This is a genomic window from Luteimonas viscosa (genome assembly GCF_008244685.1).
Taxonomy (GTDB): domain Bacteria; phylum Pseudomonadota; class Gammaproteobacteria; order Xanthomonadales; family Xanthomonadaceae; genus Luteimonas; species Luteimonas viscosa.
In genome coordinates this window covers 2,757,822-2,784,162 of the sequence record NZ_VTFT01000001.1, presented here as the reverse complement: position 1 = coordinate 2,784,162, position 26,341 = coordinate 2,757,822, and the positions used below count along the sequence as shown (strand labels likewise).

28 protein-coding genes are annotated in these 26,341 nt (G+C 70.9%); 16 read left to right on the top strand and 12 right to left on the bottom strand.

Features of this window, described 5'->3' with window-relative positions:
- Positions 1–14: 14 nt before the first annotated feature.
- Together FZO89_RS12270 and FZO89_RS12265 are read right to left on the bottom strand one after the other, a co-directional pair.
- Positions 15–944 (bottom strand): hypothetical protein, encoded by a 930-nt coding sequence (locus FZO89_RS12270; protein WP_149103525.1) that lies wholly within the window; start codon positions 942–944, stop codon positions 15–17.
- A 21-nt stretch (positions 945–965) separates the two neighbouring features.
- On the bottom strand, positions 966–2,018 hold the full coding sequence (locus tag FZO89_RS12265; RefSeq protein ID WP_149103524.1) for a glycoside hydrolase family 11 protein: 1,053 nt from the start codon (positions 2,016–2,018) through the stop codon (positions 966–968).
- Between the two features lie 648 nt (positions 2,019–2,666).
- On the opposite strand from FZO89_RS12265, the gene FZO89_RS12260 reads away from it, so the two are divergent.
- Positions 2,667–3,317, top strand: coding sequence for a glutathione S-transferase family protein (locus FZO89_RS12260; protein WP_149103523.1), 651 nt, complete (start codon positions 2,667–2,669; stop codon positions 3,315–3,317).
- A 137-nt stretch (positions 3,318–3,454) separates the two neighbouring features.
- A complete protein-coding gene (locus tag FZO89_RS12255; RefSeq protein WP_149103522.1) occupies positions 3,455–4,771 on the top strand; it encodes a glycoside hydrolase family 2 TIM barrel-domain containing protein in 1,317 nt (438 codons plus the stop codon).
- 43 nt (positions 4,772–4,814) lie between these two features.
- Here FZO89_RS12255 and FZO89_RS12250 read toward each other — a convergent pair whose 3' ends face one another.
- The gene (locus FZO89_RS12250) at positions 4,815–5,066 is read right to left on the bottom strand and encodes a hypothetical protein (RefSeq protein ID WP_149103521.1); all 252 of its coding nucleotides are present in this window, start codon (positions 5,064–5,066) and stop codon (positions 4,815–4,817) included.
- Positions 5,067–5,224: 158 nt separating this feature from the next.
- Between FZO89_RS12250 and dbpA the strand changes: the two genes are divergently transcribed.
- Both dbpA and FZO89_RS12240 read left to right on the top strand, forming a co-directional pair.
- Entirely contained in the window at positions 5,225–6,607 is a 1,383-nt protein-coding gene (dbpA, locus tag FZO89_RS12245) for an ATP-dependent RNA helicase DbpA (RefSeq protein WP_149103520.1), read from the top strand.
- Between the two features lie 72 nt (positions 6,608–6,679).
- A complete protein-coding gene (locus FZO89_RS12240; RefSeq protein ID WP_149103519.1) occupies positions 6,680–7,288 on the top strand; it encodes an NAD(P)H-dependent oxidoreductase in 609 nt (202 codons plus the stop codon).
- Positions 7,289–7,352: 64 nt separating this feature from the next.
- Here FZO89_RS12240 and FZO89_RS12235 read toward each other — a convergent pair whose 3' ends face one another.
- The 3 genes from FZO89_RS12235 to gcvA all read right to left on the bottom strand — a co-directional run bounded on the left by FZO89_RS12235 (position 7,353) and on the right by gcvA (position 11,896).
- The gene (locus tag FZO89_RS12235) at positions 7,353–9,038 is read right to left on the bottom strand and encodes a GspE/PulE family protein (protein ID WP_149103518.1); all 1,686 of its coding nucleotides are present in this window, start codon (positions 9,036–9,038) and stop codon (positions 7,353–7,355) included.
- 281 nt (positions 9,039–9,319) lie between these two features.
- Positions 9,320–10,585, bottom strand: coding sequence for a ferredoxin reductase family protein (locus tag FZO89_RS12230; RefSeq protein ID WP_149103517.1), 1,266 nt, complete (start codon positions 10,583–10,585; stop codon positions 9,320–9,322).
- A gap of 399 nt (positions 10,586–10,984) precedes the next feature.
- A complete protein-coding gene (gene gcvA / locus FZO89_RS12225; protein WP_187471139.1) occupies positions 10,985–11,896 on the bottom strand; it encodes a transcriptional regulator GcvA in 912 nt (303 codons plus the stop codon).
- Between the two features lie 131 nt (positions 11,897–12,027).
- Here gcvA and FZO89_RS12220 point away from each other — a divergent pair, with 131 nt between their 5' ends.
- The 7 genes from FZO89_RS12220 to FZO89_RS12190 all read left to right on the top strand — a co-directional run bounded on the left by FZO89_RS12220 (position 12,028) and on the right by FZO89_RS12190 (position 17,502).
- Positions 12,028–12,852 carry an MBL fold metallo-hydrolase gene (locus FZO89_RS12220; RefSeq protein WP_187471138.1) on the top strand — a complete coding sequence of 275 codons (825 nt, stop codon included), beginning with the start codon at positions 12,028–12,030 and terminating at the stop codon, positions 12,850–12,852.
- Positions 12,849–13,712, top strand: a complete 864-nt coding sequence (locus FZO89_RS12215) for an MBL fold metallo-hydrolase (RefSeq protein ID WP_149103514.1) — start codon at positions 12,849–12,851, stop codon at positions 13,710–13,712. The genes FZO89_RS12220 and FZO89_RS12215 overlap by 4 nt, the downstream gene beginning before the upstream one ends.
- Positions 13,713–14,010: 298 nt before the next feature.
- Positions 14,011–14,403 (top strand): VOC family protein, encoded by a 393-nt coding sequence (locus FZO89_RS12210; protein WP_149103513.1) that lies wholly within the window; start codon positions 14,011–14,013, stop codon positions 14,401–14,403.
- A 123-nt stretch (positions 14,404–14,526) separates the two neighbouring features.
- The gene (locus FZO89_RS12205) at positions 14,527–15,510 is read left to right on the top strand and encodes an acyl-CoA dehydrogenase (protein WP_149103512.1); all 984 of its coding nucleotides are present in this window, start codon (positions 14,527–14,529) and stop codon (positions 15,508–15,510) included.
- Positions 15,498–16,253, top strand: coding sequence for a PIG-L deacetylase family protein (locus FZO89_RS12200; protein WP_149103511.1), 756 nt, complete (start codon positions 15,498–15,500; stop codon positions 16,251–16,253). Before FZO89_RS12205 ends, FZO89_RS12200 begins: the two co-directional genes overlap by 13 nt.
- A complete protein-coding gene (locus tag FZO89_RS12195; protein WP_149103510.1) occupies positions 16,250–16,846 on the top strand; it encodes a class I SAM-dependent DNA methyltransferase in 597 nt (198 codons plus the stop codon). The genes FZO89_RS12200 and FZO89_RS12195 overlap by 4 nt, the downstream gene beginning before the upstream one ends.
- Positions 16,843–17,502, top strand: a complete 660-nt coding sequence (locus FZO89_RS12190; protein ID WP_149103509.1) for a glycosyltransferase family 2 protein — start codon at positions 16,843–16,845, stop codon at positions 17,500–17,502. Before FZO89_RS12195 ends, FZO89_RS12190 begins: the two co-directional genes overlap by 4 nt.
- Before the next feature lie 192 nt (positions 17,503–17,694).
- Here FZO89_RS12190 and FZO89_RS12185 read toward each other — a convergent pair whose 3' ends face one another.
- Complete coding sequence (locus tag FZO89_RS12185; RefSeq protein WP_149103508.1) at positions 17,695–18,384, bottom strand: DUF1349 domain-containing protein; 690 nt, start codon at positions 18,382–18,384, stop codon at positions 17,695–17,697.
- 302 nt (positions 18,385–18,686) lie between these two features.
- Between FZO89_RS12185 and FZO89_RS12180 the strand changes: the two genes are divergently transcribed.
- Both FZO89_RS12180 and FZO89_RS12175 read left to right on the top strand, forming a co-directional pair.
- Positions 18,687–19,553, top strand: coding sequence for an alpha/beta fold hydrolase (locus tag FZO89_RS12180; RefSeq protein ID WP_149103507.1), 867 nt, complete (start codon positions 18,687–18,689; stop codon positions 19,551–19,553).
- Between the two features lie 118 nt (positions 19,554–19,671).
- Positions 19,672–19,929, top strand: coding sequence for a hypothetical protein (locus FZO89_RS12175; RefSeq protein WP_149103506.1), 258 nt, complete (start codon positions 19,672–19,674; stop codon positions 19,927–19,929).
- 33 nt (positions 19,930–19,962) lie between these two features.
- On the opposite strand, the gene arsN2 is transcribed toward FZO89_RS12175, so the two are convergent.
- Both arsN2 and FZO89_RS12165 read right to left on the bottom strand, forming a co-directional pair.
- Positions 19,963–20,415, bottom strand: coding sequence for an arsenic resistance N-acetyltransferase ArsN2 (arsN2, locus tag FZO89_RS12170; protein WP_222928117.1), 453 nt, complete (start codon positions 20,413–20,415; stop codon positions 19,963–19,965).
- Between the two features lie 114 nt (positions 20,416–20,529).
- Positions 20,530–20,892 carry an RcnB family protein gene (locus tag FZO89_RS12165; RefSeq protein WP_149103504.1) on the bottom strand — a complete coding sequence of 121 codons (363 nt, stop codon included), beginning with the start codon at positions 20,890–20,892 and terminating at the stop codon, positions 20,530–20,532.
- 237 nt (positions 20,893–21,129) lie between these two features.
- On the opposite strand from FZO89_RS12165, the gene FZO89_RS12160 reads away from it, so the two are divergent.
- Positions 21,130–22,368, top strand: coding sequence for an MFS transporter (locus FZO89_RS12160; protein ID WP_149103503.1), 1,239 nt, complete (start codon positions 21,130–21,132; stop codon positions 22,366–22,368).
- A gap of 10 nt (positions 22,369–22,378) precedes the next feature.
- On the opposite strand, the gene FZO89_RS12155 is transcribed toward FZO89_RS12160, so the two are convergent.
- Positions 22,379–22,585 carry a hypothetical protein gene (locus tag FZO89_RS12155; protein WP_149103502.1) on the bottom strand — a complete coding sequence of 69 codons (207 nt, stop codon included), beginning with the start codon at positions 22,583–22,585 and terminating at the stop codon, positions 22,379–22,381.
- A gap of 101 nt (positions 22,586–22,686) precedes the next feature.
- Positions 22,687–23,832 carry an MFS transporter gene (locus FZO89_RS12150; protein WP_262378639.1) on the bottom strand — a complete coding sequence of 382 codons (1,146 nt, stop codon included), beginning with the start codon at positions 23,830–23,832 and terminating at the stop codon, positions 22,687–22,689.
- Positions 23,833–24,089: 257 nt separating this feature from the next.
- On the opposite strand from FZO89_RS12150, the gene FZO89_RS12145 reads away from it, so the two are divergent.
- On the top strand, positions 24,090–24,932 hold the full coding sequence (locus FZO89_RS12145; RefSeq protein ID WP_149103500.1) for a polysaccharide deacetylase family protein: 843 nt from the start codon (positions 24,090–24,092) through the stop codon (positions 24,930–24,932).
- On the opposite strand, the gene FZO89_RS12140 is transcribed toward FZO89_RS12145, so the two are convergent.
- Positions 24,913–25,692, bottom strand: coding sequence for a ThuA domain-containing protein (locus tag FZO89_RS12140; protein ID WP_149103499.1), 780 nt, complete (start codon positions 25,690–25,692; stop codon positions 24,913–24,915). The genes FZO89_RS12145 and FZO89_RS12140 overlap by 20 nt on opposite strands.
- 108 nt (positions 25,693–25,800) lie before the next feature.
- Here FZO89_RS12140 and FZO89_RS12135 point away from each other — a divergent pair, with 108 nt between their 5' ends.
- The gene (locus tag FZO89_RS12135) at positions 25,801–26,181 is read left to right on the top strand and encodes a polyhydroxyalkanoate granule-associated phasin (RefSeq protein ID WP_222928116.1); all 381 of its coding nucleotides are present in this window, start codon (positions 25,801–25,803) and stop codon (positions 26,179–26,181) included.
- Positions 26,182–26,341 lie beyond the last annotated feature (160 nt).

Here is a 26,341-nt window from a genome sequence, read left to right as displayed (position 1 = left end):
GGCAGCCTGCCACGTCAGCCGGATGCGAGACCACAGGCAGCGTAGGCGCTCGCATCCGGCAACGGCAGCGGCGGCAGTTCCGCCGCCAGCTCGCCGTGCGCGACGCGGGTGCGCGCGGATTCGCTGAGCGACTGCAGCTCGGTGACGACATCCGTCGCCAGCCAGGCCACCGCTTCGTCGGGATGGTCGAGCAGCGGTTCGATCGCGCCGACATGCCGCTGGTTGCCGGTGGCGCGCAGCGCGAGCAGTGCGTCGAGCAGCACGCCGGTGTCGGGATCGCGCAGCATCGGCAAGGCGATGTCGGCGGCGGCGACATGGCGGATGCGGGCCAGTTCCACCAGCGCCCGCTGGCGTTCGCCCGCGTCCGGGCTGTGCAGGCCGACCGCAGCCCGCCCGGCGTGGGATTCGATCAGGCTGTTGTCGCCGCGCATCGATGCGACCTGGGCGAGGACGCGCTGCAGTGCCGGATCCTGTTGCCGGCGGTACATCGACTTCAACGCGTCGTCTGACAGCACGTCGCGATTGTCGCCGAGGTCGGACACGCCCTTGCTGGCGATGGCGATGCCGTCGCTGCCCGGATGTTCGGCGAGGAAGTCTTCCAGCTTTTCGCTGAAGTCGCGACGATCGTTCCAGGCCAGGGTCAGCAGGTCCTTGAGCAACCTGTCGACGTCGGGGCGGGATGCATCGACACGGTTCGCGACATCAGGCGGCCGACCGGGCCCGTCCCCGCGCGTCATCGCCGCGCCGGACGCGGCCGGGGGCGCGGACATCGCCGGCCTGCGGGCAAGTTCCGCCTCGAGCCGGGCGATGCGGGCCTCGGACGCCGCCCCGCCCGCCTGTCGGCACTGGCGGGCGTCGTCGCCCACCAGCGCCGTGACCAGGGCGCCAAGACCGACGCCCGCCGCCAGTGCGATCGCGATCGACGGCAGGTTCGCGCGATTCATGCCCATGGTCGTCCTGCCCGGTCAGAGGTTGCCGTAGCCGATCGCGCCGTTGCAGTGCAGCCATTCGCTGCGACCGTTGCCGCCACCGCATTGGCCGTTCTGGTAGACGCCGGTGTTGTAGGTCTGGTCCTCCGACTGGCGGATGCTGCCGTTGACGCTGATGTAGTCCACCTGCACGTCGCGGTTGCCGCCGTCGTTGGTGAACTCCACCACCGAACCGCCGGAGGCCGACGTGGTCGCCGTGTAGCTGGCCATGCTGGTGGTCAGGGTCCAGCTGGCGACGGTGGCGTTGTTGACCTTGAGCGAGATGTTCTCGCCCCCGGCGGTGCCGCGCGCGCGCACCACGATGGTCTTGCTGCCGTTGCCCGGGTTGCCCGGGTTGCCACCGCCGGAGCTGATGGTGATGTCGCTGCTGCCCTGGCTCTGGTAGCCCTCGGTGGCGAAGACCATGTAGTCGTGGTTGCCCAGGTTCAGTCCGCGGCTGGCCCAGTAGTTGAAGTGATTGGCCACCGTGATCGTGCCGGAGATGTTGCCGAAGCCCTTCTTCGGATTGCGCACGCTGAAGTACTGGTAGAACGTGCTGTTGTCGCCCTCGATCGAGGGCGCGTTCTGGCGCAGGCAGCGGCGCACGTTGTACGTGGCGCCGTCGCTCTGGAAGCTGCCGTAGTCGACGCCACCGGCGCAGCTGGCCGGGTTGTAGGAGCCGTAGCTTTCGATCACGTAGTACTCGATCAACGGACTGCGGGTCCAGCCGTACAGCGCGAGGTACGAGTTCTGGCTGTTGTTGACGCCGTAGTAGCCGGAATAGTTGACCACGCGCGGGCCGCCTGGGTTCCAGCCCTTGCCGCCGACCCAGTTGTTGGTGTTGCTGGTCCATTGCGAGCTGTAGCGTCCGCCGGGATGCAGGGTCATGGATGCGCTGCCCGAATCCTTCCAGAAGCTGTAATAGAACCCGTCGTGGGTGCCGGTGGAATTGCTGGTGAGCGTTTGCGCCTGCGCGGCGCCGGCGAACAGGCCGGTGACGCAGAGCAGGGCGGCGGCGGAGCGCGCGGCGCGGCTTGGTGACTTCATCATCGTGTTTCTCCAAAGAGGATGTGCGCCCTCGCGGCCGCGGATGCGCCGCGGGCCGGGGGCGATGGACGGGGATTGCATGGATGATGGAAAGCCCTGCGCGCGCAGGGCCCGGGGCGATGCCGCGCCGGTGTCGTGGGGGTCGCGCCGCGATGCACGGCGACGGAGACGACATGGCGCCACGCCGGGGCGTGGAATCGACTGCTTCAACACGACAGCCCCTCCCTGGGTACTGCAAGTGCTCGAAACCAACTGCTGTCACACCGGATGGTAGCGCTACCATTCGGCGCCCAAAGTAGAACAGGATCGATCGCGGCGAACCGCGAACACGTTCGCGTTTCGACATGCGATGTTGCTGCCGAATCGACGACAACGCTCGACAATCCAGCGAAAAATTAGTTGCGCGTGATTCGCACTGCATGACAGGTTCGCGAGCGTATACACGGCTTTCACGCAAGCTCCCGCGTGTCCGACGGATGGTATCGATTACAACTCCCATGCGATGGCGATTCGGCCCGGGGGCACCACCATCGGCGCGGATCGCAAGGTGTCCGACCGCCATGCCGCACTTCGACCGCGCGATGTCGAAGCCGCGCGCGCGTCATCGTCGTAGCGAGGCGATGCGCCCATGACGTCAACGAGGAAAGCCCGATGCACCCCACCCTGACCGTCTTCGAGTCCTCCCCCGACCGTGGCCGCGGACTGGCGCGCGACATGCGCGTGCGCTGGGCGCTGGAGGAGGCCGCCGTTCCCTACAACGTGCGCCTGGTCTCGTTCGAGGCGATGAAGCAGGCTGCGCATCTCGCACGCAATCCGTTCGGCCAGATTCCTGCCTACGAGGAGGGGGACCTGGTGCTGTTCGAGTCCGGCGCGATCGTGCTGCACATCGCGCAGCGCCACGCCGGCCTGCTGCCCGCCGATGCCGGCGCGCGTGCACGCGCGATCATGTGGATGTTCGCGGCACTCAACACGGTGGAAACGCCGATCGTCGAACGCGAGGCCGCCAGCTACGCCGAGCGCGGCAAGGCCTGGCAGGCGGAGCACCTGGCCATGCTCGACGCGCGCGTGAGCGAGCGCCTCGAGGCACTGTCTCGCCACCTCGGCGATCGCAGGTGGCTCGATGGTGCCTTCAGTGCCGCCGATATCCTGATGGTGCTGGTGCTGCGCAGGCTCGAGGGTTCGGGACTGCTCGAGCACTTCCCGGCGTTGCTGGCCTACATCGCCCGCGGCGAAGCGCGGCCCGCCTACAGGCGCGCGTTCGATGCGCAGCGCGCGGTGTTCGAGGCGACGCGAGGCGGCTGAAGGGCTTCGCACCGCTTCCGTCGTGCGGACCGATGGTGACTGCGGCAACGGGCTTCCGGAGATGCGGCCCGCGAGGGGAGACGCTTCCGGTGGCCGGCCGCTACCATGCGCGCATGCATCGACCTGGCGGAGGACACATGCGTGCAGTGATGGCGTGCCTGCTGGCACTGGGATCGTGGGGCGCATCGGCGCAGCCGCCGGTCGATGCGAAGGCCGCCGCGCCCTCGCACGTGCGGATCGTGCAGGAGGGCGGCGCCTATCGCCTGCTGGTCGATGGCGAACCCTATTACGTGCGCGGTGCCGGATCCGCCGAGGGCGACCTGGAACAGCTCGCGGCACGCGGCGGGAACTCGGTGCGTACCTGGAGCACCGGCACCGACGTGGCGAAGGTACGCGCCATGCTCGACCGCGCGCAGCGCAACGGCCTGACGGTGGCGATGGGCCTGGCGGTGGGCAAGGAACGCCACGGCTTCGATTACGACGATCCCGCGGCGGTCGCCATACAACTTCGGAAGCTGCGCGAGGAAGTGCGCCTGTATCGCGACCATCCGGCGGTGCTGATGTGGCTGGTGGGCAACGAGCTGAACCTGGAGCACCGCAATCCGAAGGTCTGGGACGCGGTGGAGCAGATCGCCCGCATGATCCACGAAGAGGATCCGAACCACCCGGTGATGACGCCGCTCGCGGGCTTCGACCGCGCCCTGATCGACACGATCAAGGCGCGCGCGCCCTCCTTGGACCTGATCGGCGTGCAGTTGTACGGCGATCTCGAGGCGCTGCCGGACAAGCTGCGAGAGGCCGACTGGACCGGCCCCTACCTCGTCACCGAATGGGGCCCGACCGGACACTGGGAAAGCCCGCTCACCGCCTGGGGCGCGCCGGTGGAGGACCACGGCTCGCGCAAGGCGGCGCTGTTCGAGCGGCGCTACCGCGACGTGATCGCCGCCGACACGCGGCGGTGCCTGGGTTCGTACGTGTTCCTGTGGGGCCACAAGCAGGAACGCACACCGACCTGGTACGGCCTGTTCCTGGCCACCGGCGAATCCACGCCGGCGGTCGATGCGATGCAGCTCCTGTGGACCGGCCGCTGGCCCGACAACCGCGCGCCGTCGATCGGACCGGCCACGATCGACGGCAAGGGGGCCACCTCGAGCGTGGTGCTGGCGCCCGGCGCCATGCACGAGGCGGCGGCCGAAGCGGACGATCGCGACGGCGATCCGCTGCAATGGCACTGGTATGCGCTCGAGGAAAGCCGGGCCACCAGCATCGGCGGGGACCCGGAAACGGTGCCGGCCCGGGTCGACCTTCGGGTACAGCGGTCGGAACAGGGTCGCCTGCGCTTCGCCGCCCCGGACAGGCCCGGCAATTACCGCCTGTTCGTGGAGGTGCGCGACGGCCACGACCATGCCGCCTACGCCAACATCCCGTTCCGGGTGGAAGGCGCGGCACGCTGACCCGGCGCCCGACACGGCGGAGGCGCCGCTGCCGACACGCAACCTACATCGGCGGTTCGATCACCTCGTCCAGGCGATCGGACGCGACGGCGTAGCCGCCGTCCTCGACCTCGGCGCGCACCTCCAGAAGCCTGCCTTCCAGTTCGTCGAGCTCGCCCGCTTCGGCCGTGCCCACGATCTGGATGCAGCGCGCGTTGAACCATTCCCAGAACTGCCGGAACGTCCTGCCGTGCCAATGCTCGTGGCGGATGCCCTGGTAGAGCTCGCCTACCGCAATGGTCAGTTCGTCGCGCATCTCGCGCCTCCCGGGGTGGGTCGTACCGTGGGGATTGTGGCCGAAGACCGGTCGCGGGTGGGTGTTGCCCCGCGCCTGCCTTCGGGTTGAACCGGCTACCTGCCCCGGTCTGCGGACCGCCGCCACGAACCACATGCCCGACCTGCGATCATGCGCGCATGACCACGCCGCTGCCGTTCACCGCCCTCGCCCTTCCGCCGTCCCTGCTGCAGGGCATCGATGCCCTTGGGTACACGGCGATGACGCCGGTGCAGGCGCAGTGCCTGCCCGCGATCCTCGAAGGTCGCGACGTGATCGCGCAGGCACCCACCGGCAGCGGCAAGACTGCCGCGTTCGGCCTTGGCCTGCTGTCGCGGCTCGATCCCGCGCGCACCGGCACCCAGGCGCTGGTGCTGTGCCCGACGCGCGAGCTGGCCGACCAGGTCGGCAAGCAGCTGCGCAAGCTCGCCACCGGCATCCCCAACCTCAAGCTCTCGATCCTGTGCGGCGGCATTCCGCTCGGCCCGCAGCTGGCCTCGCTGACCCATCCGCCGCACGTCGTGGTCGGTACCCCCGGTCGCATCCAGGAACTGGCGAAACAGCGTGCGCTGAAACTCGATGGCGTGCGCGCCCTGGTGCTGGACGAGGCCGACCGCATGCTCGACATGGGCTTCGAAGACGCGATCCGCGACATCGCCAGGCGCCTGCCCAAGGACCGGCAGGGCCTGCTGTTCTCGGCCACCATCCCCGATCCGATCCGCGTGCTGGGCCATGCCATGCTGCGCGACGCGCTGGAAGTCAGCATCGACGGCGGCGCCCAGCCGGCGGCGATCGAGCAGCTGTTCTTCGAGGTCGACCCGGCGCGGCGCGCGCCGGCGCTCGCCGCCCTGCTGCTGCGCCATCGGCCCGCGTCCGCCGTCGTGTTCTGCAACACGCGCGCCGACACCGTGGAGGTCGTCGGCTCGCTGACCCACTACGGGTTCTCTGCGCTCGCCCTGCACGGCGACATGGAACAGCGCGATCGCGACGAAGTGCTGGTGCAGTTCGCCAACCGCAGTTGCGGCGTGCTGGTGGCGAGCGATGTCGCTGCGCGCGGCCTCGACGTCGAGGATCTCGGCGCCGTGGTGAACTACGAACTGCCCACCGACCCCGACACCTACCTGCATCGCATCGGCCGCACCGGACGCGCGGGCAGGGACGGACTGGCGCTCAGCCTGTGCGCGCCGCGCGAACTCCCGCGCGCGAAGGCGATCGAGGAGCGCCAGGGCGGGCCGCTGCGCTGGGAGCCGCTGCAACCGCTGTCTGGCAGGGCGGGCAACGTGCCCGCCGCCGCCATGACCACCCTGCGCATCGATGCCGGCCGCGGCGACAAGCTGCGCGCCGGCGACATCGTCGGTGCGCTCACCGGCGACGCCGGCCTGCACAAGGATGCGATCGGCAGGATCGACGTGTTCGCCACCCGCAGCTATGTCGCCATCGCCCGCACGCATGCGGCGAAGGCGCTGGCGGCCCTGCGCGAAGGCCGGATCAAGGGGCGCAGGTTCCGGGTCAACCGGCTGTAGCCGGGAACGGGAACGGGGCGGATCGGAACCGCAGGCTGCCGCCCTCCCTCGACGTTTTCGAAGGACAGGCTCATGAACGTGTTGTCGCTCCTCGCCCACCCCAGACCCACGAGCTTCTGCCATGCGGTATCGGAACGGGCGAGAACCGCGCTTGCGGCGCAAGGGCACGAACTCACGCACCACGACCTGTACGCGGACGGGTTCGAGCCGAGACTGGCGGCCGACGAGGCCTGGTCGATCGGCGACAGCGTCGAGCAGACGCTCGCCCGGGCGGCCGACCCGCTGCTGCAGCGTTATCGGCAGGACGTGGCAGCGGCCGACTGCCTGCTCGTCGTCCACCCGAACTGGTGGGGCAAGCCGCCCGCGATCCTGTGCGGATGGATCGACCGCGTGCTCGTGCCCGGCGTCGCCTACCGCCTGGAACGGGCGGATGGCCGCCCGCAAGGCCTGCTGCGCGCCCGCCACGCGCTGATCTTCAACACCTCCGACACGCCCGAGGAAAGGGAGCAGGCCGAGTTCGGCGATCCGCTCGAGCTGATCTGGGGACGCTGCGTGCTGCCCTTCTGTGGCGTCGGGCAGTACCAGCGGGTGGTGTTCCGTCCCGTCGTCGACAGCTCGCCAGATCAGCGCGCGCAGTGGCTCGACTGTGTGGACGCGACGGTCCGGCGCCTGGGGCCGTAGGCGCGCGCGTGCGGCCCGGCAAGCGGAACGTGCACGCCGGTCTGCATCACGACGCGCGAGCCGTTCAGTCCGCGCGGATTCGGTAGGCCTCGGCCAGCGAGATCCGTCCCTCCCGGGCCATCGTCACCGCGGCCTGGGTGATCGGCACCATGCCTCCCGCCAACGCGGTTTCGTGGATGCGGTCGGCGTCGACGCCCGGCGCGATCAGGTCGCGGATCGCCGGCGTGATCCGCATCAGCTCGTACACGGCGCAGCGCCGGAACACGCCGGTGCCGTGGCATCGCGGGCATCCCCGCCCGATCGTGAACACCTCGTCCGGCCCGACGCCGAGTGCGCCGCGGACGAGCGGTGCGGGATCCTCCTGCTGTCGGCAGTGCTCGCAGGTCAGCCGTACCAGCCGCTGCGCCATGACCCCGGTCAGCGCGGCCCGCAGCAGGTAGGCCTCCACGCCCAGTTCGAGCAGCCGGGTTACGGTGGTCGCGGCGGTATTGGTATGCAGCGTGCTCAGCACCAGATGGCCGGTGAGCGCGCTCTCCACCGCCATGGCGGCGGTTTCGCGGTCGCGGATCTCGCCGACCATGATGATGTCCGGATCGTGCCGGAGGAAGCTGCGCAGCGCACCAGCGAAGGTCACCCCGATCTGCTGGTTCACTTCCATCTGGCGGATGTCGGCCAAGGTGTATTCGACCGGATCCTCGACGGTGAGAATGTTGACCGGCAGCCGCCGGAGCTCCTGCAGCATCGCGTAGAGGGTGGTGGACTTGCCGCAGCCGGTGGGGCCGGTGGTCAGGAAGAACCCGTGGGAGCGGTTCATCTGGTCTTCCAGCTCGGCGCGGTCGGCGGGCGTGAGCTGGATCTCGTCGATGGTCTTGAGGCTTTCCTCGGTATCGAGCAGGCGGATCACCACGCTTTCGCCGAGCACGGTGGGCACGACCGAGACGCGCAGGTCGATCGAACGCCCGTCGGCCAGCTTGAACGAGCCGCGGCCATCCTGCGCCCGCCGGTGCTCGGCGATGTCCATGCCGGCGAACACCTTGATGCGGTTGACCACCAGCGACGCCACCTCCGGCAGGATCTGGCGCTGGTGGACCATGTTGCCGTCGATCCGGAACAGGACTTCGTAATCCTTCGCGCCCGGCCGGATATGGACGTCGGAAGCGCGCTGCGCGATCGCGGCGATCATGGTCGACCGCATGGTCTGGATCATCGGCCACTTGGCGGCCAGCTCGTCGTCGCGGGCCGCCTGCAGCACCTCGCGCTGCCCCGGCTCACGGCCCATCTGCCTGGCGACCCGCTGGTCCTCCTCGCGATCGTCCTCCGGGCTGCGGCGGCCCATGCGCGCATGCGCGGTCGCCACCAGCGGGGCCAGCGGCTGGTTGGTGACGAACCCGAGGGTCGCGATCGCTGCCTCCTCGGTCGTCGGGTCGATCGCAAGGGCCAGGTAGCCATGGGCACTGAGCAGCGGCGTCGCGCGAAGCCTTCTCGCGGCGGCGTCGGGGAACAACTGCCGGAGTTCCGGGTTCCGGTCGATGGCGGACATGTCGACCAGCGGGAAGCCGAACCGCTGCGCGCGCTGCCAGGCGGCATCGCCATCGCCGCCGGCGAGGTCGAGCCAGGTGGCATGGTCCATCGGTATCGTCGCGAGCATCGCCTCGGCCCTGCCCGAGGCACAGGCAGCCAGATAGGCATCGAGCTGGGCCGCATCGCGGATCACCGGCAATGCCGGGGGGATGGGACTGGCGATGGCCATCGAATTCTCTGCCGGCAACGGGTAGTCGTCGAACTTAGCACCCGTTCCGCTGCCGGCCTTGATCTGGATGAACGCGATGGCTTCGCGGGACAGGATGCGTCGCCGGATGGGTGCGACCGGCTCGCTGCGCCTGGAGAGGCGGATCGCGACCGCTGCCGGGAAACCGACGCAGGCCCGAGACCTTCTACGGCATGCGCGAGTTCCGGATCGAGGATCCCGACGGCAACCGGCTGTGGATCGGGCAGGCAGCGTAGCCAGCGCAGGCTTGCCGCATCCGCGGCTCAACGAAACTCGAACAGCTCGTGGCGTAGGCGATCGTCCGGCACGCCGGTTTCGTGCATCAGCGACCGTACCTGCCTGAGCAGTCCCTTCGGTCCGCAAAAACTGATCCGAACGTGCCCCGGCCCGGCTTCGGCGACGATCGCGGCGAAGCGGCTTCGGAACTCGCTTGCACCCGGCCCCGTGGTGATCTCCACCAGTTCCACGCCGCGCTGACCGGACAATGCCCGCGGGTCGACCGCTTCGGGCAGTTCGCGCCCGGGGGTGAAGAAGTGGAAGAACGTCACCCGATCGAAGGGAGCGCCGTCGGCTTCCTGCAACCAGGCGAGGAACGGCGTCACGCCGACGCCGCCGGCGATCCAGATCTCGGCGCGTCCGTCGCGTGCCCGCTGGAAACGCCCGAATGGCGCGTAGACCTCCGCGGTCAGGCCGGGCTCGGCTTCGTTCACCAGGCGCGCGGTGTAGTCGCCCAGCGCACGCACCATGAAGGCGATGCTGCCATCGTCGGTCGCTGCGCCCGCGATGGTGAATGGATGCGGCTCGCGCAGGCCATCGCGCCGGAAGGACACGAACGCGAACTGTCCGGGCACGAAGGGAATCTTGCGGCCGACCGGTGCGAGCTGCAGATGCACGGCGCCGCCGTTGCCGGACACCGATTGCAGGCGGTACTCGGCATGCTGGGACAGCATCGGATACAGCAGCAGCTTGTAGGTCGCCGCCACCACCGCCAGCACCGAGAGAACCGCCAGCCAGACCCCCGACGGACTGGGCAACGCGATCGGCGACTTGAAGCTCAGCCAGTGCGCGACGACGATGAGGAACAAGGGCCCGGACAGCTTGTGCCACCAGCGCCAGACGCGGTACGGGATGTTGCGGTTCAGCGCCAGCAGCACGATCAGCCCCAGCGCGACCAGGCTCAGTTGCCGGACCAGCCGCGTCGCCGGGCCGGGCAGCGTCACGATGGCCGCGGTCTGCCACTCCGCGTTCCCCGCCTTGAAGACGAAGTGGACCAGCGCGAACACCAGGGCCCAGACGCCCAGCCACTTGTGCGTCTCGTAGACGCGGTCCAGGCCGCCGAACACCGACTCCAGCCACTTCCAGCGGGCTCCGAGCACGGCCGCCATCGCCATCAGCGAGACCGCGGCGATCCCCGAACCGAGACTGAGCGCAGCCGTACTCCACCACGTGCCGGCGGGGATCGCCACCAGCATCGAAGCGAAGCTCACCAGGACCAGGCACGCGACCAGCGGTCCGGTTCCCAGCCTCATGGGCTTTGCAGCACTCCGCGAGGCCGCGTCAGGCTCCACGACGATCCACCCACCGCGTCGACGGTGCCAATCCACCGACCCCAGTCTGCGCCCATGGGCCGGGCTTTCATTGATCACGATCAAATGGCGGCCGGGGTCGTCCGGGCGATTCGCCCGGAGCGTTTCGTCACCGGGCGCCACACTGGATCGCGGCCCTGAAGTGCGTTGGGCGCGGACGCACCCGATCGTGCGATGAGCCATCGGGCCACGGACTGAGGTTCGGCCCGGCGCGAGACTCCGATCATCGCCACCGCAGTCGGCGTGGTCACCTGCTCTCCGGACTGGTCAGACGGGACCTTCGCGCGCTGTCGTCCGTCGTGCCGCGCGTATCGTTCTGGCCATGCCACGCTACCGCATGGGTTACGTCTCCCCGACGGCCTCGCCACGCAACCACTCGCAGAAGGCGTCGACGGCGGGATTCGCCGCGGCGCCACGACGCCGCACGATCCAGAACGCGTAGGCGTTGTCCAGCGCCAGTTCGAACGGCCTGGCGAGGCGGCCGCTGCGCAGGTCTTCGGCGACCAGCGGCGCGACGCCGAGGGCGACGCCGTGCCCGGCGATGGCCGCTTCCTGCGCGAGGTAGATGCTGGCGAACACCGGGCCCTCGCCTGCGCTCACGCGCGTGGCGCCGGCGGCGTCGAGCCAATCGGACCAGCCGGGTACGCCAGGTCGTCCCTGCGCGCTCTCGTCGTGCAGCAGGGTGTGCCGCTGGAGGTCGTGTGCGGTCGCGAGCGGACGCGCTGCATCGCCCAGCACGGCGGGCGCGCAAACGGGGAACACCGCAGCATCCAGGAACCGTTCCGCATCGACGCCAGCGTAGGCGCCGGCACCGTAACGGATCGCGACGTCGACGCCGTCGCGGACGAAATCGGCGTGGGCGTTGCCGGTTTCGATGCGCACCCGAAGGTCCGGCCGGATGCGATGGAAGCGGTGCAGCCTCGGCGCCAGCCATTTCGCGGCGAACGACTCCATCGTGCTCACGCGCAGGTCGGCGGTGGTGGCCGCGGTCGCGCGATCCAGCGCCAGGTCGAGCTTGCCGAACAGTTCGCCCAGCGATGCGGCCAGTGCCTCGCCCTCTGCGGTGAGCGCGACGGCACGGTGGCCGCGCTTGAACAGTTCCACGCCCAGGTAGGCCTCGAGGCGCTTGACCTGGTGGCTGACGGCGGCCGGGGTGACGAACAGCTGCGCCGCGGCGTCCTGGAAACTCAGGCATCGCGCGGCCGCTTCGAAGGCCCGGAGCGCGTTGAGCGGAGCGGGATGGCGGGGCTTCACGACGGCCTTGCGGCGGGAGGGAGGCGCATCGTACCAGCTTAGTTTTCCTGTGCCGGAAGCGGAAAATTTCTCGTTTGTCGCCGCGGTGCGCGCCCGCAATGATGGCCACCCTGCAACCCGCGGTGGCTCCCATGAAAGTCGAAGAAATCGCGCCGGACGTCTGGATGTTCGTCGGCCGGGAACTCGAATCGGTCGCCACCGCCTTCGTCGACGGCGACGACGCGCTGCTGGTCGATACGCTCGGCGGCATGGACGATGCGCACGCGTTGCGGCGCGTGCTGTGCGACGAGATGGGCAAGCGCGTGCGCATCGTCGTGTCCACCCATTTCATGAGCGACCACATCGCCGGGCTGTCGCTGTTCCCGGAGGCGACGACGATCGCGCACCGCCACCACCGCCACGCGTTCCTGTCGCAGAACCGGCAGGTCGACGCGTTCTACCGCGAGCCGCAGGTGGTGTTCGACAGCGCGATGCGGATCCGCTGGGGGCGCCACGAACTGCACCTGCTGCACAATCCCGGCAAGACCATGGACCACCTGAGCGTGGACGTGCCGAGCGCCGACCTGGTCTGCGCCGGCGACAACATCGTCGGCAACATCGTGTACGTGTCCCGGGCCGATCCGGCGCAGATCCGCGCCGCGATCGTCCGCATGCAGCAGTTCGGCAGGGGCAGGGTGATCGGCGGGCACATGGGCGTTTTCGGCGCGGCGACGCTCGGCAACGCGGTCCATTACCTGGACCGGCTGGCGGAGGCGGTGGTCGGGATCCGGACCGCCGTCGACGGCCGCCAGCCGGACGAGCGGATCGCCTCGATCGCCATCGAGACCTGCCTGGCACCCGGGGTCGAACCCTCTCCATTCGAGCGGCATTGGCACGAACGCAATCTCGAGGCGATCGTCGCGCAGTCGATGTTCACGCTCGATGCCGCGCTCGACGCGCGCAGGGCACGCGCATGAACGCACGCCCCGGAACCGGCAGGCGCGGCATCGGGCGGCGCGTTTTCCTCGCGGGCTGCGCGGGCCTCGCGGCTGCGACGCTCGTGCCGGGCGCCCGCGCGCTCGTGGCCGGTGCTTCCGACGCATTGCGCATCCAGCGACTCGCATGGGCGGGCATCCGGCTGCAGCTGCCGGACGCGACGCTGTTCATCGATCCCCTGGTCGATCCGGAAGCGTGGGGCGACGCCCTCCCCGACCGGCTGGTGCCGGTGGACGATGCGGTGGGCGATCGCAGCGTGCTCGTCACCCATGCGCACCCCGACCATTTCGATGCGATGGCGGTGGGCCAGGTCCTGGGCGAGGGCGGCGTGCTGCTGCATCCGCAAGGCGCGACCCCGCGCCCGGTGCCCGACGCCGCCCGCGCGCGTCCGGCGCCGTGGTGGGAGCCGCAGCTGGTCGGCGACTTCACCGCCGCCGCGGTCCCGGCAGCGGACGGCTACGGAGATCCGCAGGCTTCGTGGGTGGTCAGCGCCGGCGGACGTCGCATCTTCCACGGCGGCGACACGCTCTGGCACGGGCACTGGTGGCGGATCGGCCGCCAGTTCGGTCCGTTCGATGCGGTGTTCCTGCCGGTCAACGGAGCCAGGTTCGGGTGGCGCCAACCGGCCAGCGGCCAGCCCGGCGTGCTCACGCCCGAGCAGGCGGTGGCGGCGGCGACCATCCTCGGCGCGCGCCGGCTGGTCCCCATCCACTACGGTGTCGGCGGCATGGACGAGTACGTGGAAGTCGAGGATCCGATCGGGCGTTTGCGCAGCCTGGTGCGCGGCAGATCCTTCGCGTTGCAGGTGCTCGCGCCGGGTGAATGGCTGGAATGGAATTGAAGGCACGCCCAGCCGCCGACGGGGAAGGAAGTCTTGCGCGAGGCCTGCAACGCGTTGCTGCGGGCGTTCCGGCGCACGACGAACCGGAAGCAGGCACCGGGTCGCTGGCGAGACGGCGATTGCAGCCGCAAGCAGGGTGGATGAAGCCGCTGCGACGCGAGCCGGGTATCCAGGGCGTGATCGATCCGCGTCGCAGCGTGGATGACATGCCGCTGCGGCCCACGCCTGGCACACCGGCGCCTCCCGCGACGGGCTAACCTCCCCCGCTTACCGATCCCACCGCAACCTGGAGCCGGCCTTGTTCAACCACATCGTCATCGGATCGAACGACATCGAACGGTCGCAGCGCTTCTACAGCGCCGTGCTCGCGGTGCTCGGCGTGGCGGAGCCCGTGCGCCAGCGCACGGCCTCCGGCCACGAGCGCCTGTTCTATCGCCACGACGGACACTCCCTGGGCATCACCCAGCCGATCAACGGCGAGCCGGCCACGGTCGCCAACGGCAGCACCCTCGGGTTCCGCTGCGCCTCTCCCGAACAGGTGCAGGCCTTCCACGACACCGCCGTGGCCGCCGGCGGCACCTCCATCGAGGATCCGCCCGGACCACGCGAGGGCGGCAGCGGGCCGATGCATCTGGCCTACGTGCGCGATCCCGACGGCAACAAGCTTTGCGCGGTATACCGGCCACGCTAGGACGCGCCGTTCGACGCGACTGTCCGCTTCCACCTCCGCAGTCGCCAGCCGTGCGCGAGGCGTGCACTGCGGTCGTTCCGCAGTCACGCGGCCCCGACGGGCGGTTTGTTCCACTGGCGGGCCATGCCGACGCCCTCGCCCGCTCCCTCGCGCCTCCCTCCCACGCTCGAGGACCTGTCCCGTGCGCGCTTGCGCGAAGGGGGCGCGATCGCGCTCCCCGGGCGCGGCAACACGCTCGATCGCTGGCGCGAACTCGCCGCGCTCGGCGCGGAGGATCTGGCCCTGGCCAAGGTGCTGGAGGCGCATCACGACGCGCTCGCGATACTCGCCGAACTCGACGCGGCCGCGCCTGACGACCACAGCCTGCTCGCGGTCTGGGCCGCGGAGGGACCGCAGTCGACCGCAACGCTGCAGGACGGTCCCGGCGGCCCGCGCATCCGCGGGCGCAAGCCGTGGTGCTCGGGCGCGCGCTTCGTCGACGCCGCGCTGCTCACCGTGCGCGACGGCGATGCGCGGCGACTGGTGCTGGTGTCGATGCGCGAAGCCGGCATCTCGCGCCCGCCCGCGGGCTGGGAAGCGGTCGGGATGGCGGCGATCGAGAGCGGCCCGGTCGATTTCGACGCGGTGCCCTGCCGTCGCATCGGCGGGCCGGGCGCCTACCTGGAGCGCCCGGGGTTCTGGCACGGCGGTGCGGGCGTGGCCGCCTGCTGGTACGGGGCCGCGGTCGCGATCGCCCAGCGCATGGCCGACCCGCCGCGGGTCGCGCGCGATCCGCATCTCGCCGCGGCGCTCGGGCGCGTCGACATGACGCTCGGCGCCGCGTCCGCGCTGCTGCGCGAACTCGCCGCGCGCATCGACGCGGCGCCGGGCGAACCGCATCGCCGCGAGGTGGTGCGGCTGCGCTCGGTGATCGAACGCGCCTGCCACGAGGTGCTCGACGCCGCGGCCCGCAGCCTCGGCCCCGGCCCGCTGTGCAGCGACGGTGCGCATGCGCGGCGCTGCGCGGACCTCGCCGTGTTCGTCCGCCAGAGCCATGCCGACCGCGACTGGGCGGCGCTGGGCGCCGACGTCGCCGACCTGGAAGCCGCTGCGCGATGGCCGTTGTGATCGCGCCGCGGATCGTCGGCGCAGGGCATGTCGAGGCCGACTGGCAGGCCTCGCCCTGGTTGTCCGCGTTGCCCGTTCGGGCGGCCGAATCGCTGCTCGACGGCCACCGGCGACTGCTGGTGTTGTCGCCGCATCCCGACGACGAAACCCTGGCCTGCGCAGGCCTGATGCGCGCGGCGGCGCATGCGGGCCTGGAGGTACACCTGTTGGCGGCGACCGACGGCGAAGCCTGCTACCCCGGCGACACCGACTGGACGCCGCAGCGATTGCGCGAACAGCGGCCGAACGAGGTCGCGCTGGCGCTGTCCGCCCTGGGCGTGCATGCGCAGGTGCGGCGCCTGGGCCTGCCCGACGGTGGTCTGGCCGGCTGCCGGGAAGCGCTGGTGCGCGAGGTCGCCGCCTTGCTCTGCCCCGACGATCTCGTGCTCGCGCCCTGGGAACACGATGGCCACCCGGACCACGACGCGCTCGGCGAGGCCGCGCTCCAGGTGGCGCAGTCGAGCGATGCCTGCCTGCTGCAGTACCCGGTCTGGGCCTGGCACTGGCTGCCGCCGGACGCCGCGGATGCACCCTTCGACGCCTTCAGGCTCGAGCTCGATGCGCACGCCTTGGCCGCCAAGCGACGCGCGATCGCCTGCTTCGCCTCGCAGCTGGGCACCGCCCATCCCGCGACCCCGCAGCCGATCCTGCCCGCGCACGTGGTCGAACGCTTCCTGCGCCCGTTCGAGGTCTACCTGGCATGAGCCTGGCGCGCTATTTCGACGCGGTCTGGGCCGAGGGAGAGGATCCGTTCGGTTACCGCGATCGCTGGTACGAGGCGCGCAAACGCGAACTCCTGCTCTCGACGCTGCCGAAACCCGCGTTCGGGCGCGGATGGGAAATCGGCTGCGCCAATGGCGAGCTCACGCGGCGGCTGGCCACGCGCTGCGCCTCGCTGCTGGCCACCGACCTGCATCCGCGTGCGGTCGAAGCGGCGCAGCGGGCCTGCAGCGACCTGCCGTCGGTCGAGGTCGTGCGCATGGAGCATCCGCGCGACTGGCCCGCCGGACGCTTCGACCTGGTGGTGGTCGGGGAGATGGGCTACTACCTCGACGACGGCACGCTCGACGCGTTCGCCAGGCGCGTCGCCGGGAGCCTGGCGCCCGGCGCGGTGCTGGTGGCGTGCCACTGGCGTGATGATTTCGACGGCCGCCTGGCCAGCACTGCAGCGGTGCACGCGCGCCTGGGTGCGATTCCCGGACTGGTGCCGGGATGGCGTTACGAGGATGCGGACTTCGTGCTCGACGGCTGGAGCGACGACGCGGTCTCGGTGGCGCAGCGCGAGGGCCTGCGATGATCGGGGTGCTGGTGCCCGCGCACGACGAGCAGGCGCTGATCGGCGATTGCCTGCGAAACATCCAGGTCGCCGCGGCTTGCCCGCGCCTGCGCGGCGAGCCGGTGGCGGTGGTGGTCGCGCTCGACCGCTGCCGCGACGCGACCGCCGCGATCTGCGAAGGGCTCGGCGTACCCACGGTGCGGCTCGAGGCACGCAACGTGGGCCAGGCGCGCGCGGTCGCGGCCGCTGCGTTGCTGCGCGCAGGCGCGCGCTGGCTCGCCTCCACCGATGCCGACAGCCGGGTCCCGCCCGACTGGCTTTCGGGGCAGCTGGCGTGCGCGGCGGATGCGTTCTGCGGCACGGTCCGCGTCGGCGACTGGCTCGACTACCGGCCCGTCGTGCGCGACGCCTTCCTCGCCGCCGAACACTATCGCGACGGGCATGCGCACGTGCACGGCGCGAACCTGGGCGTTTCGGCAAGTGCCTACCGCGCCGTCGGCGGGTTCCCCCCGCACGCGGCGCACGAGGACCGCGCCCTGATCGACGCGTTGGCGCGTGCGGGCTTCGCGATCGCGCGGCGTGGTTCGCCCGCGGTATGGACCAGCGCGCGACGCGACGCGCGCGCGCGACACGGGTTCGGCGACTACCTGCTGGGACTGGAGGAAGCGGCCGCCTGACCGGAGTCGCCGGGCCGGCGCGCCGGATGCGGAACGTCGCCCGCGCACGCTGCGCACCGCACGGGAGCGTCGACGCCGGCCGCGGCGACCGATGCTCGCCTTCCATCGATGTCCGCCAGGACGATCACCACTGCACCGCGAGGCCCGCGCCCGACCGTCTTCGGCCTGTATCGCTGCAGCGCGAGCGCGCGTCTATTTCCCCATGCGGAAGTCGGACACGGCGGCATCCGTGAGGGCGATGTCCTCGAACACCGTGGCATTGCCCGTCCCGATCGGCGACTGCGAGCTGATCCCGAGCCACAGCCTGTCCGGATAGGCGTTGCGGTACAGGCGGATGAGCTGCCACTCGCGGTTGTCCAGCGAATAGTAGAAGCCGATCGTGGTGGCATCGGAGGAAATCTTCATGTGCACGGCATCGCCTTCGACGACATCGTGGTTGTTGTCGTCGGAGGTGCCTTCGGTGCGCACGCTGACCAGTCGGGTGAGGCGGCGTTCGTCGCGCTCGAGCGCCATCTTCAGCCACGACTCGGCGCCTGCCCAGACGTAGAGCGTTCCGGCATCGTAGGTGTCGAGCAGGGTCGGCTGCACGCGCGCGGTGAGGGTGAAAGGGCGGGTGTTGTCGATCTGCGCGAGCAGCATCGGCGCGGAGATGTTCGCCTTCGTGCCGTCGGGATCGCGGAAGTTGTCGCGCTTCGCCGGGCTGCGCAGCACCAGCCTGCCGCCGTCCTCCAGCGTGTACAGATCCTGCGCGCCATTGGCCGCGAGCGTGAACCGCAGGCCCGGCAGGGAGACGTCCACCGGAACGCTGCCGTGGTCCTGCGCCAACAGCGGGCCGCAGCTGCCGAGCGCAGCGACGAGGATTGCGAGGAGTTTCGCGTTCATGGGAACCGTCCTGTGGCTGGGAGGCGCACGCGGGAGCCGGAACGCGCATCCGGATCGCCAGCGGCTGCGGCGCTTCGCGGCAGCCTAGCAAAGGTGGCGTCCGCGGTCCGACCGTTCCGACAGATGCTGCCGTAGCCCGGGTAAGCGAAGCGCACCCGGGTTGGGCTTCTCCCGCTCGCGGGACGCCCGGTCAAGTTTTCAGGATTCCCTGTCACGACGATGCAGGCACGCGCGCCCAGAGTAGGCATCACCGGAGCGGGCGCACTCCACGCCCTCCCCCCACCCGAACGAGGAGCAATGCCATGAACGCCGACACCCGCCTCTACACCGACCGCACCGCCAGCACCGTCACCACCCGCGACGGCGTGCAGCTCTATTACAAGGACTGGGGCCCGAAGGATGGTCCGGTCGTCACCTTCAGCCATGGCTGGCCGCTCAACTCGGACAGCTGGGAAGCGCAGATGCTGTTCCTCGCCGGACAGGGCTTCCGCGTGGTCGCGCACGACCGTCGTGGCCACGGCCGCTCCAGCCAGCCCTGGGACGGCAACGACATGGATCACTACGCCGACGACCTGGCGGCGGTGATCGAAGCGCTGGACCTGCGCGACGCGACCTTGGTCGGGTTCTCCACCGGCGGCGGCGAGGTGGCGCGCTACATCGGCCGCCACGGCACGGCGCGGGTGAAGAAAGCGGTGCTGGTGTCCGCGGTGCCGCCGCTGATGCTGCGCACCGACGACAATCCGGGCGGCCTGCCGCTCGAGGTGTTCGACGGCCTGCGCAAGGGCTCGATCGACAACCGTTCGCAGCTCTACCTCGACATCGCCTCGGGTCCGTTCTTCGGCTACAACCGTCCGGGTGCCACGGCGAACGCCGGCCTGATCCAGTCGTTCTGGGTGCAGGGCATACAGGGCGGGCACAAGAACACCTTCGATTCGATCGCCGCGTTCTCGGCCACCGACTTCCGCGAGGACCTGGCGAAGTTCGACGTGCCGACCCTGGTCGTCCACGGCGACGACGACCAGATCGTGCCGATCGACCTGGCGGGCAAGGCCTCGGCGGCACTGGTGAGTGGCGCCGAGCTGATCGTGTACGCGGGCGGCCCGCACGGCATCACCGACACGCACAAGGATCGCCTCAACCAGGACCTGCTGGCATTCCTGCGCAAGTAGGCAGAGCGTCTGCACCGGAGAACGGCCGCAACGGATGCGGCCGTTTTTTTCGGATCGTGTGGCCAGCGCCGGCGCGGATTCACGGATTCGTGCCACCGGCCGCGCGATAGTGCGGGCGATGGCGGACCCCTGCACGCTCTACCTCGTCTACGTCGAAACGCGCCACACGTCCCACCCGGATCCGTCGCCGGACCTGGTGCCGCTCGCGCCCGGCCTGTACCTGACCGAATCCTCGCGGACGCGTTCGCAGCTCTACCACGCGCTGAAGCGGCGCCTGCAACCGCAACGCCTGCTGGTGGCGCCGCTCGCCGACGAGCCGAAGTTCAAGGGCATGCAGGCCGGCGCCCTGGCCTGGCTGCGCGCTCGGGCGCGATGACCGCAGCAGCCACACGCCCTTCCACGATCGCGCTCAGCGGCCGGGACTGGCGTCGCCCGCCGGCAGGCGCTTGCGCATGAAATGCGACGAGGCCGGGCACAGTCCGGAGAACTGGGCGGTGGCCGCGATCCCTGGCGGCGCTTCGGCGCGCACGGCGCTCGCGTAGCCCCGCGCGGTGAAGAACGCCGCGGCATCGGTCGTGAGCAGGTAGAGGTCCGCGCGGCCCTGCGCGCTCGCGAAGTCTTCGGCCGCGGCCAGCAGCGCGGCGCCGAGGCCCGCACCGCGCGCGGATGGCGCGACCGCGAGCGAACGCAGCAGCGCGTCGTCGCCGCAATCCTCGAGGGCGACGCAACCCAGCAGGCGCGATCCGTCGACCGCGCCGAGGAAGCGCACACGCGAATGGGGCAGGTCGGTGGTGGGCAGGGCGGCGTCGCGCAGCAGGCGCGCGACCGAGGCGTCGTAGTCGATGTCGTGGATGGGGAACACGGGCCGCACGCGGATCGGATGGGCGGGGAACTTTCCCGCGAATCGCGGCCGAACGCCACTGCCCCGCCCCGTCGACGCGTACCCGCTACCCGCGCAGCGACCCTGCGCGACGGCTCACCGCATGAGGATGTCGACGATCAGGCCCGTGGCGATGGCGACCAGCAGGTAGCGGCCATCGTCCTGGCGCACCCAGCGGTGGCCGCGCGGCGGGGGCCTGAGGTGGTCGTGGGCGTAGTCGTCGATCCAGTAGCCGTCGAGTTCTGCAACCGGCAGGCGGTCGCCCTTGCGCCAGGCCTGCTTCACCCAGCCCGGCGGCGGCGCCTTGGCATGGTGCGGACCGCCGGCGTGCGCCGGCGGTCCCTTGCCACGCGCATGCGGCGGCGGATCGGCGAGGGCGACGCTCCCGGAAAGCAGCAGGCCCAGGGCCGTGGCCAGGATCGCGAAGGGGCGGACGGGGTGTGCGGATGGGTCGCGCATGGCTTGTTCCTCGGGAAGGATGCGGACGAACGCTACGCGGAGCGTCGTGAACGCAAGGGAAAACGGCTGCGCTCCGTTGCGGCAAGGGTCAGCACGCATCCTCCGGGCGCGATGTGCAGGTGCGCCGTGCGCTCTACCGACGCGTGTGGCTGGATCCGGTCCTGCGCGCGCCGATCTGTCGCTGTCGAAACCCGACCCCGCCGCCCGTCGTGACCACGACACCGCCGGAGCCCCACCATGCCCGTTCGTTCCTTGCCCGACCCCGCCAGCCTCGACCGCAACTGGCCGCTGGTCGCCGCCGGCGCGTTGCTCGGCTGCGTCGGCATCGGCGCGCTGTTCTCGCTGGCGGTGCTGCTGCAGCCGATGGGCGCTGCGACGGGCTGGTCGCGCACGGGGCTGTCGATGGCGATGACGCTGGCGTTCCTCGTCAGCGGCTTCGCGGGATTCGGCTGGGGCATGCTGAGCGATCGCGTCGGGCCGCGCGTGGTGGTGCTGGCCGGCGCGATCCTGCTCGGGCTGGCGCTGGTTCTGGCCAGCCGGGCGACGACGCTGCTGCAGTTCCAGCTGGCGTTCGGCGTGCTGCTGGGCGTGGCGGTGGCGAGCTTCTTCGCGCCGGTGATGGCTGCGACGGCGGCGGCGTTCGAACGCAGGCGCAACCTCGCGGTGTCGCTGGTGTCCGCCGGCGTGGGCGTGGCGCCGCTGACGATGTCGCCGCTGGTGGCCTGGCTGCTCATGCGCTACGGCTGGCGCGAGACCCTGCTGATCGTCGGCGTGCTGGCATGGGCGCTGACCGTGCCGGCGGCCTGGTTCGTCCGCGCGTTGCCGGCTGCGGCGCAGCCATCCGCGGGTGCGGACGAGGATGCCGACGGCATGACGATGGCGCAGGCGCTGCGCTCGAGGCCCTTCATCGTGCTGGGACTGGCGTTCCTCGCCTGTTGCGCCGCGCACTCGGGGCCGATCTTCCACACGGTCAGCTACGCGGTGGGCTGCGGCCTGTCGGTGACCACCGCGGTGACGATCTACGGCATGGAGGGCGCGGCGGGGCTCGGCGGGCGGCTGCTGTTCGGCGTGCTCGGCGACCGCTACGGCGCCAGGCAGGTCCTGGTGGCGGGACTGTGCGTGCAGGCGGTGGCGGCGGTGTCCTATCTCGCGGTCAGCGAGCCCGACGGCTTCTACGCGGTGGCGTTCGTGTTCGGGCTGGCGTACGGCGGCACCATGCCGCTGTACGCCTCGCTCGCGCGCGAGGCGTTCCCGCCGCGGATCCTCGGCGGGGTGATCGGCGCGATGACGCTGCTGTCGGGACTGGGGATGGCGCTGGGTCCGCTGGCCGGAGGCTGGCTGTTCGATCGCTACGGCAGCTACGCGTGGATGTACATCGGCGCGCTGCTGGTGGGATTGGCGGCGGCGGCGATCGTCACCTTTTTTCCCGGGGCCCGGCGGGCGTCCCCGCCCGTGACCGTCGGCGTCGCGCGGTGAGGCCCCGGGGTCATGCCGCGATGTGCGGCGGCGGGTCGGCCGGAACGGTGTTCAGCACCACCGCCATGCCGGCGCGCTGCGCGCGGTGGGCGCAGGCGCTGGCGTAATCGTTGGCGGCGGCGATGTCGCTGAAGTAGCCGTCGATGATCTGGTCTCGGGTGACCGCCCAGCCACCCTCGATGTCGCGCTGCACTTCGATCCGGACCGTGCCGTTCATCGACGAAACACCTTGCGTCTGGGGCGCGCATCGTAGTGGGCGCATCGTCAAGACGGTGTTGCCGAATCGAGAAATCTTGGTGACAACGCACGGCTGGCGTCTCAACGCGGTGCACTGCCCCGCCCCAGCCGGGCGCCCAGCACCGACGCGGCCGCCAGCAGTCCGGCCACCAGCAGCAGGGCAACGGCCAGCGAGGTGCCGTGGGCGGCGAATCCGATCAGCGCAGGTCCCGCGAGTACCCCGGCATAGCCCAGGGTCGTCACTGCCGGGATCGCCAGGTGCTCCGGCATGCGCATCTGTTCGCCGGCCAGCGAGAACATCACCGGGACGATGTTGGCGCAGCCCACCCCCAACAGGGCATAGCCGGCGAGCCCGGCGTGCAGGCCCGGGGCGACGACGGCCAGCGCGAGCCCGCATCCACCGAGCAGCCCGCCCGAGAGCACGATGCGCGCGCGACCCAGCCGGGCAACCAGCCGGTCGCCCGCCAGCCGCGTGGCCGTCATCGCGAGGTTGAACGCGACGAAGCCCCAGCCGGCCTGCGCGATGTCCACGCCCTTGGCCTCGTGCAGGAGCACCGCGCTCCAGTCCAGCATCGCGCCCTCGGCGAGGAAGCTCACGAAGCAGACCACGCCGATGGCGACCACCACGCCGCGCGGCACGGCGAACACCTTCGCATCGCGCGGCGCGCGGTCGCTTCGCCACGCCCCGGCCGAACCCGCGCACAGCAGCGCCGCGCAGGAGGCGATCGCGAGCGTCGTCGCGAAAATGCCCGCGCCCGCACCGAGCAGGAGGGTCGCGGCCAGCGCGCCGGCGAGGCTGCCGATGCTGTAGAAGGCGTGGAATCCCGACATCATCGGACGCCCGGCTTCGCGCTCCACCACCACCGCCTGGATGTTCATCGTGCAGTCCATCGCGCCGATCGCGGCGCCGAACAGCAGCAACACCGCGCCCAGCAGCCATGGGTCCGATACCCACGCCAGCAGCGGCAAGGCCGCCAGCATCAGCGCGGTGGAGGCCAGCATGACCCGCCGGCAGCCCTGGCGCGCGGCCAGGGCGCCGGCCAGCGGCATCGCCACCAGCGACCCCAGGCCCAGGCACAGCAGCACCAGGCCGAGCGTGGCGTCGTCGAGGCCCGCGCGCAGTTTCGCGAACGGCACCAGCGGTGCCCAGGTGGCGACGACGAACCCGGGGATGAAGAACGCCACGCGGGTGCCGCGCTGCTGCGCGCGGCGGTGATCGATGGTCAAAGGCGCTGCGGATCCTGCGGGGCCCGCCACCATAGCCGGCACCACGCCGTTGCGGAACCGGCCACGCCGCCCCCGGGTACGGCCTAGGACCGATGTGATGCGGCGTAGCCCGGGCAAGCGAAGCGCACCCGGTAGGCACCCCCTTCCCCGGCGTGCCACGCCCCCGACCGGCCCGATTCACCGCGCGCAATGCCCGCTTCGCGCACCGCACCGATTGCGGCACCATGGCGACCGCACACAGCGCCCGGGGGACTTCAATGCCGTATTTCCGATTCGCCGTCTGCGGCGCCCTGCTCCTCTCCAGCCTCGCCTGCGCCGCGCAACCCGCGTCGTTCGCGTGGCCCGGGGGTCAGCGCGCCGCGGTGAGCCTGTCCTACGACGACGCGGTGCCGTCGCAACTGGACAACGCGATCCCCGCGCTCGACCGCCACGGCCTGAAGGGCACGTTCTACCTGACCCTCGGTGCGGACACCGTGCGCGAGCGCCTGCAAGACTGGCGCGCCGCCGCGCGCAATGGGCACGAACTGGGCAACCACAGCCTGTTCCACCAGTGCTCGGCGAAGGGCCCGGGCCGCGAGTGGGTGCAACCGGAGCAGGACCTCGACGCCACCACCGTGGCGCAGATGCGCGCGCAGGTGGAACTGGCCAACGCCATGCTGCACGCGATCGACGGCAGCACCGAGTTCACCTACACCGCGCCCTGCGGCGACCGGCTCGCCAGCGACGGCAACTACATCGACGCGGTCGCGCCGCTGTTCCTCGGCATCAAGCTGGTCGGCGGCGCCGCGATCCCCGACATGCAGGCGCTCGACCGCTCGGCGGTGCCGGTGACGGTGCCAGTGGACATGTCGGGCGCCGAACTGATCGCACTGGTCGAGGAGGCCGGGCGCCTGGGCACGATGATCAACTTCACCTTCCACGGCATCGGCGGCGACCACCTGTCGATCAGCAACCAGGCGCACGGGCAGTTGCTCGCCTTCCTCGCCGAACATCGGGACCGCTACTGGACCGCCACCTTCCGCGAGCAGATGCGCTGGGTGCGCGATCGCCAGGCGCAGGCCGCCGCCGGCGACACGGAGATCAGTCCGCCGGCGCGATGACCCCGCGGCCCGTCGCCGCCCACCAGATGCCGCCGTAGAGGTGCTGCAGGTAGGTGGCGTCGTCGTAGGCCGCCGGCGGATGCCCCAGCGCGGTGGCGAACACGCGTCCGCCGTCGTAGGCGTGGTACCAGGCCACCGGATGCGCGTCGCCCATGCCGTGCGCGACCTGGCCGGGCCAGATGCGCGTCGGATCGTAGCTGGTCTCGTCCACCGACAGCACGGTACGCAGGCCCTCGACCAGCGGCGGCCCGAACTCGTACCACTCGTCGCTCCAGATCCAGCGCCGCGGCAGTGCGAAGGTGGCGGGAAAACCGGGATCCTCGACCCGGACCGTGGCGGTCTGCACCACCGGATGGATGCGGAACGCACGGCCGACCAGCTTCTCGAACCAGGGCCAGTCGCCGGGCGGGTTGAAGATCAGCGCGCGGTGCACCGCGACCACGCCACCGCCAGCCCGCACGTAGCGCTCCAGCGCACCGCGCTGTGCCGGGGCGAGTTCGTCGCCGGGCGTGTTGAGCAGCACGATCGCGTGGTACGGCGACAGGTCGCCGTCGAAGTGGGCCGTGTTCCATGCCCAGTCCAGGTCGAAGCCGTGGCGTCGCGCCATCTGCTCGAAACGCGGCTGCGCGACTACGGCGTAGTCGTGGTGGTAGCGGTTGGGCACGGCGACCACCAGCACCCGGAACTGGCCCTCGGCCCGGGCGGTGGGCGCCAGGCACAGGGCCAGGCACAGGACGAGCAGGGCGGCGACTGTCTTCATGCGTGCATGGTAGCGGTCGTCGCCGCGCCGCGACGCCTTCGCGCGATCCTCGCGCGGCCGCTGGGATGCTGCCCTGTGCCTTTTCCCCCTCCTCTCATGGATCGCCGCATGGCCCGCTCCCGCAAGCACGGTATCCGTGCCCTCTCGAACGGCATGCGCCTGGCCGAACTGGGGGTCGCCGCGCAGAGGGTCGCCTCCGCACGCATGACCCGGATGGCGCTTGCCGGTGCGTCGCCGTCGGCGCGCGATCGGCGCGAGTTCAACGGCATGGTCGTGGAGAAGCAGGTCGCCTTCGTCGAGTCCTGGGCCGCGATGTGGACCGAGGCCTGGCAACTGCAGGCCCGGCTCGCACTGTCGTGGATGACGGGCGCGCCCTCGCCCGCGCGGCAGGCGCAGATGCTGCAGGCGGGCCTGGACCGGATCGCCGCGCGGGGGCTGGCGCCGGTCCAGCGGCGGGTCCGCGCAAACGCAAGGCGCCTGCGGGGCTGAGCGCCTTGCCGGTTCGATGCGGGGGCGGCCGCAGGCGTGAGGTCGTTCACGGCGCCTGGTCCCGGCGCGCCGCTCGATCGCGGTGGAGGCGCGGCCGCAGCGCCAGCGTGACCTGCGGCTCCGACCCGCAGCTCCATCATACGGCTCGCGTCCGCCCGGC

Bases quoted from the DNA above. Each gene is read 5' to 3' on its own strand.
- FZO89_RS12240 (WP_149103519.1), top strand. From the start codon at position 6,680: ATGAACGTGTTGTCGCTCCTCGCCCACCCCAGACCCACGAGCTTCTGC.
- FZO89_RS12180 (WP_149103507.1), top strand. From the start codon at position 18,687: ATGAACGCCGACACCCGCCTCTACACCGACCGCACCGCCAGCACCGTC.
- FZO89_RS12235 (WP_149103518.1), bottom strand. From the start codon at position 9,038: ATGGCCATCGCCAGTCCCATCCCCCCGGCATTGCCGGTGATCCGCGAT.
- dbpA (WP_149103520.1), top strand. From the start codon at position 5,225: ATGACCACGCCGCTGCCGTTCACCGCCCTCGCCCTTCCGCCGTCCCTG.
- FZO89_RS12215 (WP_149103514.1), top strand. From the start codon at position 12,849: ATGAACGCACGCCCCGGAACCGGCAGGCGCGGCATCGGGCGGCGCGTT.
- FZO89_RS12230 (WP_149103517.1), bottom strand. From the start codon at position 10,585: ATGAGGCTGGGAACCGGACCGCTGGTCGCGTGCCTGGTCCTGGTGAGC.
- FZO89_RS12140 (WP_149103499.1), bottom strand. From the start codon at position 25,692: ATGAAGACAGTCGCCGCCCTGCTCGTCCTGTGCCTGGCCCTGTGCCTG.
- FZO89_RS12260 (WP_149103523.1), top strand. From the start codon at position 2,667: ATGCACCCCACCCTGACCGTCTTCGAGTCCTCCCCCGACCGTGGCCGC.
- FZO89_RS12250 (WP_149103521.1), bottom strand. From the start codon at position 5,066: ATGCGCGACGAACTGACCATTGCGGTAGGCGAGCTCTACCAGGGCATC.
- FZO89_RS12155 (WP_149103502.1), bottom strand. From the start codon at position 22,585: ATGAACGGCACGGTCCGGATCGAAGTGCAGCGCGACATCGAGGGTGGC.
- FZO89_RS12185 (WP_149103508.1), bottom strand. From the start codon at position 18,384: ATGAACGCGAAACTCCTCGCAATCCTCGTCGCTGCGCTCGGCAGCTGC.
- FZO89_RS12135 (WP_222928116.1), top strand. From the start codon at position 25,801: ATGGCCCGCTCCCGCAAGCACGGTATCCGTGCCCTCTCGAACGGCATG.
- FZO89_RS12255 (WP_149103522.1), top strand. From the start codon at position 3,455: ATGCGTGCAGTGATGGCGTGCCTGCTGGCACTGGGATCGTGGGGCGCA.
- FZO89_RS12145 (WP_149103500.1), top strand. From the start codon at position 24,090: ATGCCGTATTTCCGATTCGCCGTCTGCGGCGCCCTGCTCCTCTCCAGC.
- FZO89_RS12195 (WP_149103510.1), top strand. From the start codon at position 16,250: ATGAGCCTGGCGCGCTATTTCGACGCGGTCTGGGCCGAGGGAGAGGAT.
- FZO89_RS12220 (WP_187471138.1), top strand. From the start codon at position 12,028: ATGAAAGTCGAAGAAATCGCGCCGGACGTCTGGATGTTCGTCGGCCGG.
- FZO89_RS12160 (WP_149103503.1), top strand. From the start codon at position 21,130: ATGCCCGTTCGTTCCTTGCCCGACCCCGCCAGCCTCGACCGCAACTGG.
- FZO89_RS12265 (WP_149103524.1), bottom strand. From the start codon at position 2,018: ATGATGAAGTCACCAAGCCGCGCCGCGCGCTCCGCCGCCGCCCTGCTC.
- FZO89_RS12165 (WP_149103504.1), bottom strand. From the start codon at position 20,892: ATGCGCGACCCATCCGCACACCCCGTCCGCCCCTTCGCGATCCTGGCC.
- FZO89_RS12200 (WP_149103511.1), top strand. From the start codon at position 15,498: ATGGCCGTTGTGATCGCGCCGCGGATCGTCGGCGCAGGGCATGTCGAG.
- FZO89_RS12270 (WP_149103525.1), bottom strand. From the start codon at position 944: ATGAATCGCGCGAACCTGCCGTCGATCGCGATCGCACTGGCGGCGGGC.
- FZO89_RS12175 (WP_149103506.1), top strand. From the start codon at position 19,672: ATGGCGGACCCCTGCACGCTCTACCTCGTCTACGTCGAAACGCGCCAC.
- FZO89_RS12190 (WP_149103509.1), top strand. From the start codon at position 16,843: ATGATCGGGGTGCTGGTGCCCGCGCACGACGAGCAGGCGCTGATCGGC.
- FZO89_RS12205 (WP_149103512.1), top strand. From the start codon at position 14,527: ATGCCGACGCCCTCGCCCGCTCCCTCGCGCCTCCCTCCCACGCTCGAG.